This window comes from Paracrocinitomix mangrovi (genome assembly GCF_019740355.2).
Lineage (GTDB): Bacteria > Bacteroidota > Bacteroidia > Flavobacteriales_D > Crocinitomicaceae > Paracrocinitomix > Paracrocinitomix mangrovi.
Genome location: NZ_CP091819.1, coordinates 2543011 through 2557750, shown reverse-complemented (window position 1 = coordinate 2557750; position 14740 = coordinate 2543011). Strand labels below are relative to the sequence as shown.

At 35.5% G+C, this 14740-nt stretch carries 9 protein-coding genes; 4 read left to right on the top strand and 5 right to left on the bottom strand.

What is annotated here, in order from left to right:
• Positions 1–60 precede the first annotated feature (60 nt).
• The 3 genes from K6119_RS11780 to kynU all read right to left on the bottom strand — a co-directional run bounded on the left by K6119_RS11780 (position 61) and on the right by kynU (position 3798).
• The gene (locus tag K6119_RS11780) at positions 61–903 is read right to left on the bottom strand and encodes a hypothetical protein (protein ID WP_221831927.1); all 843 of its coding nucleotides are present in this window, start codon (positions 901–903) and stop codon (positions 61–63) included.
• 46 nt (positions 904–949) lie between these two features.
• A complete protein-coding gene (locus tag K6119_RS11775) occupies positions 950–2293 on the bottom strand; it encodes an FAD-dependent oxidoreductase (protein ID WP_221831925.1) in 1344 nt (447 codons plus the stop codon).
• 221 nt (positions 2294–2514) lie between these two features.
• Positions 2515–3798 (bottom strand): kynureninase, encoded by a 1284-nt coding sequence (gene kynU / locus K6119_RS11770; RefSeq protein ID WP_418889081.1) that lies wholly within the window; start codon positions 3796–3798, stop codon positions 2515–2517.
• A 139-nt stretch (positions 3799–3937) separates the two neighbouring features.
• Here kynU and hemL point away from each other — a divergent pair, with 139 nt between their 5' ends.
• From hemL to K6119_RS11755, 3 genes are all read left to right on the top strand, one after another.
• Positions 3938–5236 carry a glutamate-1-semialdehyde 2,1-aminomutase gene (hemL, locus tag K6119_RS11765; protein ID WP_221831923.1) on the top strand — a complete coding sequence of 433 codons (1299 nt, stop codon included), beginning with the start codon at positions 3938–3940 and terminating at the stop codon, positions 5234–5236.
• Between the two features lie 61 nt (positions 5237–5297).
• Positions 5298–8258, top strand: coding sequence for a caspase family protein (locus K6119_RS11760; protein ID WP_221831921.1), 2961 nt, complete (start codon positions 5298–5300; stop codon positions 8256–8258).
• 1 nt (position 8259) lies between these two features.
• Complete coding sequence (locus tag K6119_RS11755; protein ID WP_221831919.1) at positions 8260–10077, top strand: hypothetical protein; 1818 nt, start codon at positions 8260–8262, stop codon at positions 10075–10077.
• Here the strand turns inward: K6119_RS11755 and K6119_RS11750 are convergent.
• Both K6119_RS11750 and K6119_RS11745 read right to left on the bottom strand, forming a co-directional pair.
• Positions 10069–10887, bottom strand: coding sequence for a UbiA prenyltransferase family protein (locus K6119_RS11750; RefSeq protein ID WP_221831916.1), 819 nt, complete (start codon positions 10885–10887; stop codon positions 10069–10071). The genes K6119_RS11755 and K6119_RS11750 overlap by 9 nt on opposite strands.
• Positions 10888–10890: 3 nt before the next feature.
• A complete protein-coding gene (locus tag K6119_RS11745) occupies positions 10891–11589 on the bottom strand; it encodes a hypothetical protein (RefSeq protein ID WP_221831914.1) in 699 nt (232 codons plus the stop codon).
• Between the two features lie 184 nt (positions 11590–11773).
• Between K6119_RS11745 and gcvP the strand changes: the two genes are divergently transcribed.
• A complete protein-coding gene (gcvP, locus tag K6119_RS11740) occupies positions 11774–14650 on the top strand; it encodes an aminomethyl-transferring glycine dehydrogenase (protein ID WP_221831912.1) in 2877 nt (958 codons plus the stop codon).
• The last annotated feature ends 90 nt before the right edge of the window (positions 14651–14740 follow it).

The following is a 14740-nucleotide window of genomic DNA, read 5'->3' as shown; positions in this document are numbered from 1 at the left end:
AAATTAGGAATTAAAAAATTAGTTCCTCAGTATTAAATTTTATTAAAGTGTAGTATCTATTTATTGCATTTGATACTGCTCAGAAGATCTTTTACCTTCACCATTGTCATAAACAGCAGGGCATCCTTTTTTAGGGAATAACCAGGCAAATTTTATAGTAAAAATGGTAGGTTGATATCTACTTTGAAACCAGGTATGACCCGGATTAAAACCATTCCATTGAACGGCTGTTAGAATTGGTGTTTGAACTGTTGGAACAATGAAAAACCCGTCCCTTACTTTAATTCCAAAACCTAACGCATAGTGCAATTGTACAACCAGTGGATTTTGATTGTTGTATCCTCCCGGAGGTGCATAATCAGGATCTTCATTTCCACCATAGATTCTGTAATCTAAATTTGCGCCAATTGAATTGTCAATAAAATTATACTTGTTGATTTGCCAAACGTTGTGAATAGCTGCTCTGGCAAATACATTTCCAAAATTGAATTGACCTCTGGACGTGGTTCCTCCTATTTCTAATTTTTCTTGGCCACCAAAATGTTTAACTCCAACTCCCCAGTCAAAGTAATGGACTATTTTTTTGTAATTTTTGAAAAGGTGTTCCATTCCAAATTCCAAATAGTACCCCGGAAGTCCGCTAGGAGTTAATTCGTAGGTTCCATCAGAAGGTTCGTTGGGTGAATTTCCAATCATGTATGTCAATCCCGGATCAACGTGTATACCAATTGGTCTGTAAGAACTGGCATGATAGCTCCATATGGCATCTCCCCAATTTTTCTTTTCAGAAAAAGGGTTGTCATTTTTATTCTTTCTACCACGTTTTTCTATGTCAGAAATGATTTGGCTATAGGAAACTGTAGTTGCCAGTACAAGCGCGCAAAGGAACAATAATCTTTTCATCTTACAGGTTTAAATAAGGCCGGTTAGCTTAACAAGTTACGAAATTTTACGCTTCAAGTAAACGAAGGATCTCATTCTCAACTTCTTTACTATCCCAAACTTGTTCAATATCCGGACGATCCATTACTTTTTTCATGATGGCGTCTTGCTTCACTCCGGCATTCCAGGCTTCTGAATAACGGATTGAAGAAAACGATACCTGACTGTATAACGGCATCCACTTGTCTGGGTACAGTTTGCTAAACCTGGCTTCAATTTTCTTTTGCAATAAAAAGGTTTTATCTCCTACATAATCCCTCATCACCAAATAATTTTGAACAGACAAATCTTGAACAGCATCACCATCTGGTTTTCTGTTAGTTTGATATTCTGCAAAAACTTTAGGCCAATCTTCCTTGTGTTTTTGCATCAAATTCCACAATACTGTGCAATCTTCAAACCCAGCATTCATGCCTTGCCCGTAAAAAGGAACTGTGGCATGTGCAGCATCTCCCATCAAAGCAACTTTACCATGCGTCCAGGGATAACATCTAATTATAGCCAAAGAAGACAGTGGATGATCGTGCCAGCTTTGAATTAATTCTGGAAACATTTCATAAAAATCAGGGAAAGTAGCTTTGAAAAATCTATCTACATCTGCATCAGTTTTTAGGGCTTCAAAGGAATTTTCACCTTCAAAAGGCATAAACAAAGTGCAAGTAAATGATCCATCATCATTGGCCAAAGCAATCAACATAAATCTGCCTCTTGGCCAAATATGTAAAGCGTTTTTATCCAATTTATAAGATCCGTCTGGATTGGCTGGAAGTAATAATTCCTTATATCCATCATCTATATAATCTTGTGAATAATCAAATCTGTCTAATTTTTGCAGTCCATTGTATCTAATGGCAGAAAAGGCACCATCTGCTCCAAATATTACGTCTGCTTTATCTTTAACAGTTTCACCAGTTTCTTTATTTTCTAGATATACAATGCCGTTTTCTAAATCTACATCTATGCAAGAGTGGTTGTAAAAGATTTGGGCATTTCCATGCTCTTCAGCAATGTCCATCATTTTAGCATTTAAATCACCTCTTGAAACAGAGAAAATAGCTTGATCTTCTTTTCCGTATGGTTGAAAAGTTTGCTCTCCTTCCAAACTGTGCATCATTCTGCCATACATAGGAATTGCAATTGGTTCAATCTCTACGTCTACACCTACTTCTTTTAACGCTTTCCATCCTCTGGTAGAAAGTGCAAGATTGATAGATTTACCAGCTGAGATTTCTGCTTTTCTAATATCAGATCTCTTTTCGTAGATTTTAACATTATAACCGGCTTTTGCTAGATATACTGCCCATAACGAGCCAACTAAACCGGCTCCAACTATAATTGCATTTTTTTCCATTAACGGTTGTTTTTCCAATTTTGAAATTTAGATTCAGCAAAGATATTTTGTCTTCTCTGTTTGGTTTTTTTGCTGAATACGGCACTTATCCTCCATAGCACAATTCCAGCCACCAAAATAACAAATACCTGTGCCATTAAGTTTACCATGGGCTTCATTTCTGTCGCCTGTCCTGATAAATAGTGTGCAAAAAATTGCGGATCATATGAAGGTTCCATAACCTATTCTTCTATTGCCTTTTCAAGGCGTTCACCAAATTTATAAATATCAACAAATGAATTATAAAGAGGAACAGGTGCAATTCTAATTACATTGGGTTCTCTCCAATCTGCAATTACACCTTGTTTTGTGAGTGAGTCAAACATGGCCTTTCCTTTACCATGGGCCAATATTGAAAGTTGAGCTCCTCTTTCCTTTTGATTTCTTGGTGTGATGATTTCAAATTCGCATAAATGCCCTTTTCTGGCAGATATGTCGTCAATTATTTCTTCTAAATATGCCGTTAATTGATCGCTTTTAGCTCTCAATTTTTCCATACCTACTTCGTCAAAAATGTCTAGTGATGCTAAATGAGCGGCCATTCCTAAAATAGGAGCGTTGCTCAATTGCCAACCTTCTGCTCCTTTCATTGGAACAAAACCGGGTTCCATCAAAAATCTAGTGTCTTTGTCGTAACCCCACCATCCTGCAAATCTCGGTAATTCTGGTTTATATTCATGTTTTTGATGAACAAACATACCCGATACTCCACCCGGACTTGAGTTTAAATATTTGTACGAACACCAAGCAGCAAAATCTACTCCCCAATCATGAAGTTTTAAAATCACATTTCCGGCTGCATGGGCTAAATCAAATCCAACTACTGCACCAGCTTTGTGACCAGCAGCTGTAATTTTTTCAAGGTCAAATAATTGTCCAGTATAGTAGTTTACACCTCCAAACATTACAAGTGCAACAGAGTCAGCATTTTCCTCAATGGCTTTGTAAATGTCCTCCTCGTTAATTGTGTGTTCACCTTCTCTTGGTGCAATTTCTACAATGGCGTCTTTAGGATCAAAACCGTGAAATTTTACTTGAGATTCTAAAGCGTATTGATCTGATGGAAAAGCTTTTGCCTCACAGATTATTTTAAATCTTTCCTTTGTAGGGCGGTAAAAACTTACCATTAATAAATGCAGGTTAGTAGTTAAACTATGTGTAACAACTACTTCTGAATCTAAGGCACCTACAATTTTTGCAATTTTAGGAGTTAGAAATTCATGATAGGCAAACCATGGTTTCTTAGCATCAAAATGCCCTTCCACACCATATTTGGCCCAATCATCTAATTCTTGTTGTAAATAATCTTTAACTGATTTTGGCTGAAGTCCCAATGAATTTCCAGTAAAGTAAACACTGTCTTCTCCATTGATTTGAGGGATGTAAAACTTTTCGCGATAATGAGCTAGAGGATCTTGTTGATCCAAATTCTCCGCATATTGAATAGAATTTTTTTGCGCTATCATGGTCATTTTATCACAATTGTTGGAATGATGTGCAATTTACATCCCTATTCCATCTTGATTCTTATTAAATTTGTGCCCCAATCTTTATCGAGGCATTTTTTGAGCTGACCACAAAGATACGAACTATCAAATAAACGGTATGATCAACAGACAAAATTCTGAACAACTCTTTAATAAAGCTAAAAACTTATTTCCCGGTGGAGTAAATTCTCCAGTTAGGGCATTTAAATCTGTAGATGGGGTTCCATTGTTCATCAAAAAAGGTGATGGATGTAGAATATGGGACGAAGATGATAATGAGTTTATCGATTTTTGTTGTAGTTGGGGTCCGCTTATTTTAGGACATAACAATCCTAAAGTTCGTACCAAAATTGAAGAAACTTTGCAAAATGGAACTTCATTTGGTGCGCCTACAAAATTAGAAAATGAACTGGGTGATTTAATTTTAAGTAATAACCGTTTCATTGATAAAATCAGATTTGTAAGCAGTGGAACAGAAGCTGTGATGTCAGGGATTAGATTAGCGAGGGGTTTCACGGGGAGAGATAAAATTATCAAGTTTGATGGTTGTTACCATGGTCATGCAGATTCACTTTTAGTTAAGGCAGGTTCAGGATTAGCAACTTTTGGTACCTCATCAAGTGCCGGTGTTCCTGAGTCATTTTCAAAAGAAACAATTGTTTTACCATTGAATGATGAAGCGGCCGTGAATGAGGCTATCTCAAAATATAAAGATGAGATTGCTTGCATTATCATTGAACCAATTCCTGCAAATAATGGATTGTTGATTCAAACGAAGGAGTATCTACAATTTTTGAGAAAAGTATGTACTGAAAATGGCATTTTGTTGTTTTTTGATGAGGTGATTTCTGGATTTAGAGTGGCATTTTCCGGAGCAGCAGAGTTGTATGATATTCAACCGGATATTATCAGCTATGGTAAAATTATTGGTGGAGGATTACCTGTTGGGGCTTATGGAGCTTCAAATGAAATCATGAATCATATCAGCCCAATGGGAAATGTATATCAAGCAGGAACCTTATCCGGAAATCCTGTAGCAATGGCGGCCGGAATCGCACAATTATCAGAATGTTTAAAAAACGATTTCTACACAGATCAAGAAGCTAGAACACAAGCTTTTGTGGGAAAAATCAATGCTCATGCGGCTGTTAAAGGATATACTTTTGAAATGTTTTCAATTGGATCTATATTTTGGTTGGCCTTTTCTGATAGCGAGGCAATTAGAAGTGCAGCTGAAATTAGAGCTGAATCTATGGAAGATTTCAAAAAACTATACGCCATTTTGTTAGACAAAGGAATTTATCTTGGTCCTTCTGGATATGAAGTTGGATTTGTTTCTGCTGCTCACACGGTTGAGGTTTTAGATCAAGTTGCCGCAGATTTTTGTGACGCACTAGACACCTTGTTTCAGGGTTAATAGTTGCAATCCAAACAGATAAACCTCAAATTGCTTATATTAGAACCGGAAGTGAAGCTAAATGAGGTGGTTATATCTAATATTAGTTTTTTACGCTGCGTCTGCGCATAGTCAGGATGTTCAATTGACCGTTCAAACCGGTCATGCAGGAATGATTAATGAAGTCATCTTTACTCCGGATGATAAAAGAGTAATTACGGCGGGTGCAGATCATAAAATAGTTATTTGGGATCTGCTGACTTCCAAACAATTTGGAGTATTACTGGCACATTCTAAGCCTGTTACTGGAATTTCAATATCTCAAGACGGTAAAAACCTATACTCTGTATCTCATGATTCTACTTTAATAGTATGGAATCTTTTGGGCGAGTCTATTCAAAAGAAAATTAAGTTTGATTATCCACTTGGAACAGTATTGTTAGATCATACAAATAACCGCTTGATTGTTGGTGGTGAAAAACTGTCTTTTGTTGATTTGAAAGATTATGCAGTTGAGGAGCTTGATTTTGAAGCAAAAGAACTTTACACGGCAATAGGTATTTCTGAAAATGCAGAATTAATAGCTTTTGGTGGGGCCAATGAATATTTCATGTATCTCATTAACATCAAGGAAAAAAAGCTGATAAGAAAATTTGTTAGTGCCGCAGAAGACATTGATTTTGAAAAAAATGAAAAGTTGTTTTTCTCGACCAATGATGGTCGTGTTGTAGAATACACCATAGCAAGTCGTAAAAGAAAATCTGCTTCAACAGACTGGATGCTTAATTCCATAAATGCAGTAGAATTTAATAAGGATAAAGTGTTTTTGGCTGATAATGCCGGAAACGTGCAAATTGTTAATAGAAAAAGAAAGTGGAAGAGTTTGGGTAAATACAAAATGCAGCATGGTAAAATCAAAGACATTACGCTTTCAAATAACGGTAAACTTCTTGCTACATGTGGCCAAAACAGCACTGTAGTTATTTGGGAATTAGAAACAAATAAGGTAACAAAATCGCTAAAAGGAAGAGTACAGCAAATCAATGATATTGCATTTACAAAAGACGGTTCAACAATTGTAATTGCCTTCAATAATGGAAGTGTTAGAAAAACTAATCTGATTTCAAATACGACCATTGTCAATATCATGCGGCCTAAATCACAAATTCTGTCAAATTTCAGTAGGTATGCAATTGAAAATATAGAAGAAGTTGGAGCAGACACAATAGTTTTTAATACGCTTTACACTATTAATTCTCTCGTTCATGAAGGTGCTTTTGATAAAGTTGAAGAGTATAAACTGTATTGGTATGCTAAAGAAAACTTGTTGGAATTGGACAAGGTTAAAAACCAATCAGAGAAAATTGATCAGTACATCAAGGATCTGAAAAAAGAGATTTATCACAATGAGTTTTATTTCGTAGATAAAACACAGCTAATTACTGAAAATGACAGTATCCAGGTTCGTGCAGAAGTTAAAGGAGATGTGCTTTTTATCACAGATTTAAAGACCAATAAAGTTATTCATCAACTTAAAACCGGCCATTCAGATTTGGTCACTTCTGTTGCAATCAACCCGGTGTACAATTATGTAGCAACTGCAAGTTGGGATGGGATGATTCGCTTTTGGGATATTTCAACAGGTGATTTACTAACTGTTTATGGAGCTTTCGGTGATGGTCAATTCGTTTATCTGGACAAATCAGGGTTTTATTTTGCTTCAAAGAATGCATTGGAATATATTGGATTCAAACTCAATAATCGACTTTATTCATTTGATCAATTTGATTTGAAATACAATCGACCGGATATTGTTGCTAAATCACTTCCTTATTTTGATGATCAATATGTCATGGCATATTATGCGGCTTATTTGAAAAGATTAAAAAAGCTTGGAATCAATGAAGAAGATATTGATATGATGCAGGAACTTCCTGATATGATTGTAAATAGGGAACTTATCAGAACCAAAAAATCTGAATCACTTGATTTGGAGATAAATTGTCAGGACTTTAATCATGAATTAGATAGATTGCATATTAGAGTAAATGGGGTTCCTGAATTTGGCAGGTTTGGTAAAAAATTGTCCGGCAATACGTATGAAGGTAAACATAACATCAAGTTAAATCCCGGAACAAATACTATTCAAATTTATGCCACGAATGAACATGGCGTTTCTTCCTATAAACAAACTATTGAAATTGAATCTCATCAGAAAAAAGCCAAATCTCAGATGTATTTAATTGCCTTGGGAGTTTCAAAATACCAGCAAGAAAAATACAATTTGAAGTATGCAGAAAAGGATGCACATGACATTGTCAATTTGTTTCGATTAGAGAAGATTTTGGATTTGCAATACATACAAACAAAGCTGTTGACAGATGATGAAGTAACGCTTGAAAACGTTCAGGCATTAAAAGATTTTGCAGGGCAATCAGGTGAAAATGATGTTTTGATATTTTTTGCTGCCGGACATGGGGTGTTGGATGCAAAGCTTGACTATTACTACGCTTCGCATGATATGGATTTTACCAATCCTTCAGAAAAGGGAATTCCTTATGAATTATTTGAAGAGATCATGGATGCATCTAAATCAAGAAAAAAAGTGATGTTTTTAGATGCCTGTCATTCCGGAGAAATTGATAAAGATGAGGTAATTCAAAATGTAATTGAAACAGATGATCATGAAGAAATTATTTTTAGATCAGGTGACTTAACAGTTGAAAACAAATACGATATCAACAGTTTTGAACTGTCACAATCTTTATTTGCGGATATGCGATTAAATAACGGTTCAACGGTTATTTCTTCGGCAGGAGGAGCAGAATTTGCGATTGAAGGTGATGAGTGGAACAATGGTGTGTTTACTTATAGCTTGTTGAAAGGATTGAGACAAAAAGAGGCAGATTTGAATGGAGATAGAGTGATCATGCTTTCTGAACTGCAAAAATACATTTATAAGGAAGTTGTGAAGATGTCAGAAGGGAAGCAAAATCCAACTTCAAGGGTAGAAAATCTCAACAATGATTTTAGAATAATGTAATATGAAAAAACTCCTACTTTTCTCCTTTTTGTATCTAGCATTTGTCGGTTTTTCTCAAAACAGAATTGACTTTGGGGTAGAAGCACAGATCAATCAAAATCGTGTTAAAAAATGGGATATTGGAGCAGTTTATACAGATGATGGTAAAAGCCTTTCTGTATTAGATATCTATGGAGATACAATGGATGTATATTTCAATGAGTTTTCAATGGAAAACAATTTTGAGATTCCCATTTATTTCAGAATTAATAGACGCAGACATTTCTTTGATTTTAAATTATCCAACAGCTTTAACACCCTTAAAATGGATGGTATTGCCAACTATAATGAAAGCTTTTATACGCAATATTATGGTTCCTATAGCGATTTTGAAGCCCAGGCAATTGCTGACGGTTTTACAAATGTGGATACGGCCGACTATAACAACTACATAGAAACTGCAAAGCAGAATTTTGAATCCAATATTTCTTACACACAAAGATTTCAGTTGTTGGCTTTGACAGTTAATTATGGTTATCGATTTTTACCACATAAAAGTATCAAACCATTCTTGTCTACAGGATTTACTTTTAAAGGTAAGTACCGAAAAGAGAGTTATGATTATCTGGATTTTTCAAACCGATTTATTAGGGATGAAAGCGCTATCAATCATGCAATAAATGATTTTGCAGAGTTTTCGTCTTATTGGAATTTCGTTGCTGGTGTTGAATTGTATCGCTTTAGATTGTCTGCCTATTTTCAAACGGGTTTTCAATTTTCATTTCCGGTATCTCCGTATGACAACTCTAAAATTGTATACCTAAATGATTATACAGCATTTGACCAATTGTACTCATTTGGATTCAACGTTGGGGTTGACTTGTTCAGACAAGATTTTGGAAATAAAATCCATCTGGATGATGTCACTAAAATTGGACAGGAGGTTTCTAATATTAAAAGAACCAAGGATAAATTTGATTTGGGAATAAGATTTAATAGAAGAGGCTTTAATGATTTATCTACTTTTTATGGAGATTCTACTCAATTTTTAAGTGTGATGAAAATTGATTCAGGACTGGTTGAAAGTGGAGGAAATATCTACCAGGGCAGAAACGTGGAAATGATTCAGTTTGGAGATATTAAAAGAATCGGATGGTCAAGTCAATTTGATATTTATGGTTCCTATTATTTCGGAAAAAGATGGTTGTTAGAGATGTCTATTGGATATTCATCATTAAAATGTGATATTGAAACAACTGAACTAACTGCAACTATTGCAACAGATACCGCCGGCAACAATTTCTATGTCAATACTGCCTCATCTCCTAGATTGCTGGCAGGCGCTTATAGAAAAGGATTTAATTTATTCCATTTTGAACCTACTTTAGGCTTTAAGTTTATCAACCGTGATATTTTTGATATGAGATTGCTTGTAGGTGTTGGTTTAACAGCAATGGCACACAAGTTTCAAGGATTTGTTAATCAACCTCCCGGAATCAACGAAACATCTTTGACTATGGATGTTGAAGAGGCTTATTATTTCACAGAATTTAGTGATCACATTTTAACTTATTCAGATGGTCCAATAAATGTTGATTTATCTAATTCACCTGATGAGGTAACTTCTAAGTTTAGTCCTGATAAAAACATGTCCAATTGGCAATCTCCTGACAAAATTAAATTCCATTATGGAACTTTTAAACTAGGTTTAGTAGCTACAATTGATCGATTCTCTTTGGGTATGTCTACTGTAACTTCCCTTTCTTATATGGATGGTTTTATGCTAAGAGACTTCACCACCATATTTTTCTCTGTAGGATATAAAGTATGGTCAAGGTAATAAAACCATACCTATAGGCAAAAGTAGTAGTGTACCGTCCATGAAGAAAGAATAAAAAAGTTCGTTTCTCTTTTTTTTACTCAAGGCTATAATTACTGTTGTCATTATTATCGATACCAACAATCCTGTGCTATCAAAGTCGGGGTATTCCATGAGAATTAAACTAAGTAGTACAGCGATAATCGCTACAATTTTAGACCAAAAAACACCTATCATTTGAGGAATCGTATGTTTTTCATTATCATCATGATCAATATCTCTAATGTCAAACGGAATGGTAATCCCAAGTATAAACAAAAAGTAACCAGTGCAAATCAGCCAGCCATTAAAGTCCAACGTTTGTGATTCTACAGCCGGAATAATACAACAACTTATGGCCCAAACTACTGATATGAGGTAAATTTTAATCCCCGGAATATCTCTAAGGTTGCTGGAGAATTTCCCCAGTTTAAATTTAAAGGCATACAAGAACGAAATCAACCCAGAAAAAATTAAAAGTAATAGTGAAATCCAACTAATATTGATGCAAAAAACAACACTTCCAATTCCACCTACTACCATTAAGGAAGCTGCCAGGTTTTTGTTGTTTTGCATCCATATCATTCTAGCTCCCTGGATGTTTTCATTGTAAACTAATTTCAAATAACGTTGAAAATTGTAGGTGATTAATGTTGAAGAGAATACAAATAAAGTCAGTATCCAATCAATGTCAATTGATCTTAGTTGATAATAAAGAATACAGAAAGATGATGCGCCAAGACTGATCCACAAATTGGAGTAAACTATGAATGATATGACACTTTTAAGCATGTGCTATTGGACGGCATAATATACAATCATACCTGAAATAATTCCCGATACTCCTCCAACAAGTGCACCCAACATTCTTTTTTGTTTGGCAATTCTGTGATAACCGCGATAATAGTTTTCATTGTTAATATACTCAGTGTGAATCATCTTTTTTTGTCTCAACTTGAATGTGGGAAAAGACCATGAAACAGATAAAACAACCGGGACAAAAAATGGGAATACAGAAGGTTTACTTTTAAAAAATCCGGGTTCTTTTTGTGTAATTAAAGTGGTATCGTATGCTGATTTTTTAGTTAGATAGGTATCCCATAATGAAGATGCAAAACCAATTCCTACTCCTGTCCAAAAAGGCACATGTGGCTTAAATGTTTTTCTTGCATCATAACTTCCAATTGTTACATCTTTGGTTTCTTTCACACTTAAAAAATCGCCTAAACTTTCATTTGGTTGGTAAAGCACGGTGTCTTTGCCGTCTTTTGTATAAGAGTAAATTCTATAGGTTCCAAAGTAATCATATCGATTATTGTTCTTTTTTCCCAGGTTGGTTGACATTTTCAATACCGATTCACCATTTATGTTGGTGATGCCTTCAATTTTTCCTTTATACGATTTACCGTTTAACAGTAATAAAGAATCTTGGCCGCTTTGAGCCAATCCATTAACGCTCAAAAACAATAGTAAGATATAGAAGGTAACTTTCATACTTAACAAATGTAGGGCTAATTGCCTAAATAAACCTATTTAAGGTGGGTATCAGTGTTATAAAATTATCTAATCTAAATAACATTCACTGAAAATCTAACAATTCAATAAAGAATGTTAATTTGGCCAATCTTATATGGTATCAATCTGTGTATATTTGTATACCTCAAAATTTAGCGCTTAAATGATATTTGAAGACAGACACATAGGAACAAGTTCAGCAGAGAAAGCTGAAATGTTGAAAGCAGTGGGAGTGAAGGATATTGATGAGTTAGTAAACCTAACCATTCCTTCACAAATTAGATTGAAGCAGGCTTTGAATTTGGCTCCGGCTATGACAGAGCATGAGTACCTTGATCACATCCAAAGTGTTGGATCAAAAAACAAGGTTTACAACAACTTTATCGGACAAGGATATTACGGGACACTTGTGCCTCCTGTGAATCTGAGAAATATTTTCGAAAATCCGGGATGGTATACGGCTTACACGCCTTATCAAGCAGAAATTTCGCAAGGAAGATTAGAAGCTTTGTTGAATTTCCAAACTATGGTAATGGAGTTGACGGCAATGGAAATGGCCAATGCTTCATTATTGGATGAAGGAACTGCGGCGGCTGAAGCAATGATCATGTTCTATAATGCAAGAAGCAGAGATCAAAAGAAAAATGATGTAAAAAAGTTTTTCGTTTCTAGTTCTTGTTTTGCTCAAACAATTGATGTAATTGAAGGTAGAGCAAAAAATATGGACATTGAATTAGTAGTTGATGCTCCAGAGAACTTTGTTCCTTCTGCAGAATATTTTGGTGCTATTGTTCAGTTCCCAGATAAGTTCGGGAAAGTTGAAAGTCTAGGTGATTTTATTGCTAAATCACATCAACATGAAGTTAAAGTCGGTGTTGCAGCTGATTTAATGAGCTTAGTTGTATTAGAAGCTCCTGGTCAGGTTGGTGCAGATGCGGTTTTTGGAAACACACAAAGATTTGGTGTGCCAATGGGATTTGGAGGTCCTCATGCAGCATATTTCGCAACTAAAGAAGAATATAAAAGAAACCTTCCGGGAAGAATCATTGGAATCTCTGTTGATGCAGATGGAAACTATGCATTGAGAATGGCGCTTCAAACACGTGAACAACACATTAAAAGAGATAAAGCAACATCAAATATTTGTACGGCTCAGGCTTTGTTAGCTGTAATGGCCGGAATGTATGTTGTTTACCACGGGCCAAAAGCTTTGAAAGAAATTTCAGTAGATATCCATCAAAAGGCAATTTATGTTGAAAAGAAATTGTCAGAAATGGGATTGGTTTCACTGAATGGACAATATTATGATACAGTGCATTTTGAATTACCTGCAGGTAGAACTGTAGAGCAAATGCAACAAAAATCATCAGATTACGAATTGAATATCAATTATTTTGATGGTTCATTTTCTATTTCATTTGATGAATCACACACAAAGGCTCAAATACACAACTTGTTGAGTTTCTTTGCTGATGTAACAGGTAAATCTGCTCCATCTTTGGATGCTGTTAATTGGTCTGGAGAAAAATGTCCATTACCATCAGCATTACACAGATCTGATAAGATTTTACAACATGACGTTTTCAATACACATCATTCTGAAACTAAGATGATGAGGTATTTAAAAAGCTTGGAGAACAAAGATTTGTCACTTGTACATTCAATGATTTCTTTGGGTTCATGTACCATGAAATTGAATGCAGCTGCAGAATTAATGCCTTTGTCATGGCCTGAATTTTCAAATATTCATCCATTTGCTCCTAAAGATCAATGGACTGGATATCAAGAAATAATGGATGGATTGTCAGCAGATTTATGTGAAATTACCGGTTTTGCCGGAATGTCTTTACAGCCAAACTCGGGTGCTCAAGGAGAGTATGCAGGTTTAATGGTGATTAAAGCTTATCATGAAGCTAATGGTGATCATCACAGAGATATTTGCTTGATTCCTTCTTCTGCACACGGTACAAACCCTGCTTCTGCTGTAATGGCCGGAATGAAAGTAGTGGTAACTGCTTGTGACGAAAATGGAAACATTGATGTGGAAGACCTAAAAGCAAAAGCTGTTGAACATAAAGATAATTTAGCCGCATTGATGGTAACTTATCCGTCAACTCATGGAGTTTATGAAGAAGCCATTATGGAGATTACTTCAATTATTCATGACAATGGTGGTCAGGTTTATATGGATGGTGCCAACATGAATGCTCAGGTAGGATTAACTAATCCGGGTAACATTGGGGCAGATGTTTGTCATTTGAACTTGCATAAAACATTCGCCATTCCTCATGGAGGTGGTGGACCTGGAATGGGACCAATCGGTGTGGCTAAACACCTAGTTCCTTTCCTACCAGGAAGTCCTATGGTAGATGGTATTGGTGGAGATAAAGCAATCAATGCTATTTCAGCTGCTCCTTATGGTAGTGGTTTGATCCTTTTAATTTCATATGCTTACATTAAAATGTTGGGTGCCCATGGATTAAAAGCAGCTACTGAGAATGCTATCCTTAACGCCAACTATTTAAGAGTTAAGTTAAAAGATCATTTTCCAATATTATATACCGGAACAAACGGAACAGTTGCGCATGAAATGATTGTTGATTGTCGTGATTTCAAAAGAACTGCAGGTGTTGAAGTTGCAGATATTGCTAAGCGATTGATTGACTATAATTTCCATGCTCCTACAGTGTCTTTCCCTGTTGCCGGAACTTTGATGATTGAACCAACTGAAAGTGAAGATAAAGCTGAATTGGATCGTTTCATTGAAGCTTTGATTTCAATTAGAAATGAAATTACAGAGATTGAAACTCAAGGTTTAGACCAGGAAAATAATGTATTGAAAAATTCACCTCATACGGCATTGGTTGTAACTGCTAATGATTGGAATTATAGCTATTCAAGAGAAAAAGCTGCTTATCCATTAGCTTACCTGAAATCCAATAAATACTGGGTTCCGGTACGTAGAGTTGACAATGCACATGGTGACAGAAACCTTATTTGTAGCTGTACACCAATAGAGGCATATTTAGAAACCGTTTAAATACTCGTCTGATAGACTGATATAAGATTTCAACCTTAGGTGCTAGAATATTAGGCACCTAAGGTTTAATTTTTTAAATTTACCGTTCAC

Bases quoted from the DNA above. Each gene is read 5' to 3' on its own strand.
- gcvP (WP_221831912.1), top strand. From the start codon at position 11,774: ATGATATTTGAAGACAGACACATAGGAACAAGTTCAGCAGAGAAAGCT.
- kynU (WP_418889081.1), bottom strand. From the start codon at position 3,798: ATGATAGCGCAAAAAAATTCTATTCAATATGCGGAGAATTTGGATCAA.
- K6119_RS11775 (WP_221831925.1), bottom strand. From the start codon at position 2,293: ATGGAAAAAAATGCAATTATAGTTGGAGCCGGTTTAGTTGGCTCGTTA.
- hemL (WP_221831923.1), top strand. From the start codon at position 3,938: ATGATCAACAGACAAAATTCTGAACAACTCTTTAATAAAGCTAAAAAC.
- K6119_RS11750 (WP_221831916.1), bottom strand. From the start codon at position 10,887: ATGCTTAAAAGTGTCATATCATTCATAGTTTACTCCAATTTGTGGATC.
- K6119_RS11760 (WP_221831921.1), top strand. From the start codon at position 5,298: ATGAGGTGGTTATATCTAATATTAGTTTTTTACGCTGCGTCTGCGCAT.
- K6119_RS11780 (WP_221831927.1), bottom strand. From the start codon at position 903: ATGAAAAGATTATTGTTCCTTTGCGCGCTTGTACTGGCAACTACAGTT.
- K6119_RS11755 (WP_221831919.1), top strand. From the start codon at position 8,260: ATGAAAAAACTCCTACTTTTCTCCTTTTTGTATCTAGCATTTGTCGGT.
- K6119_RS11745 (WP_221831914.1), bottom strand. From the start codon at position 11,589: ATGAAAGTTACCTTCTATATCTTACTATTGTTTTTGAGCGTTAATGGA.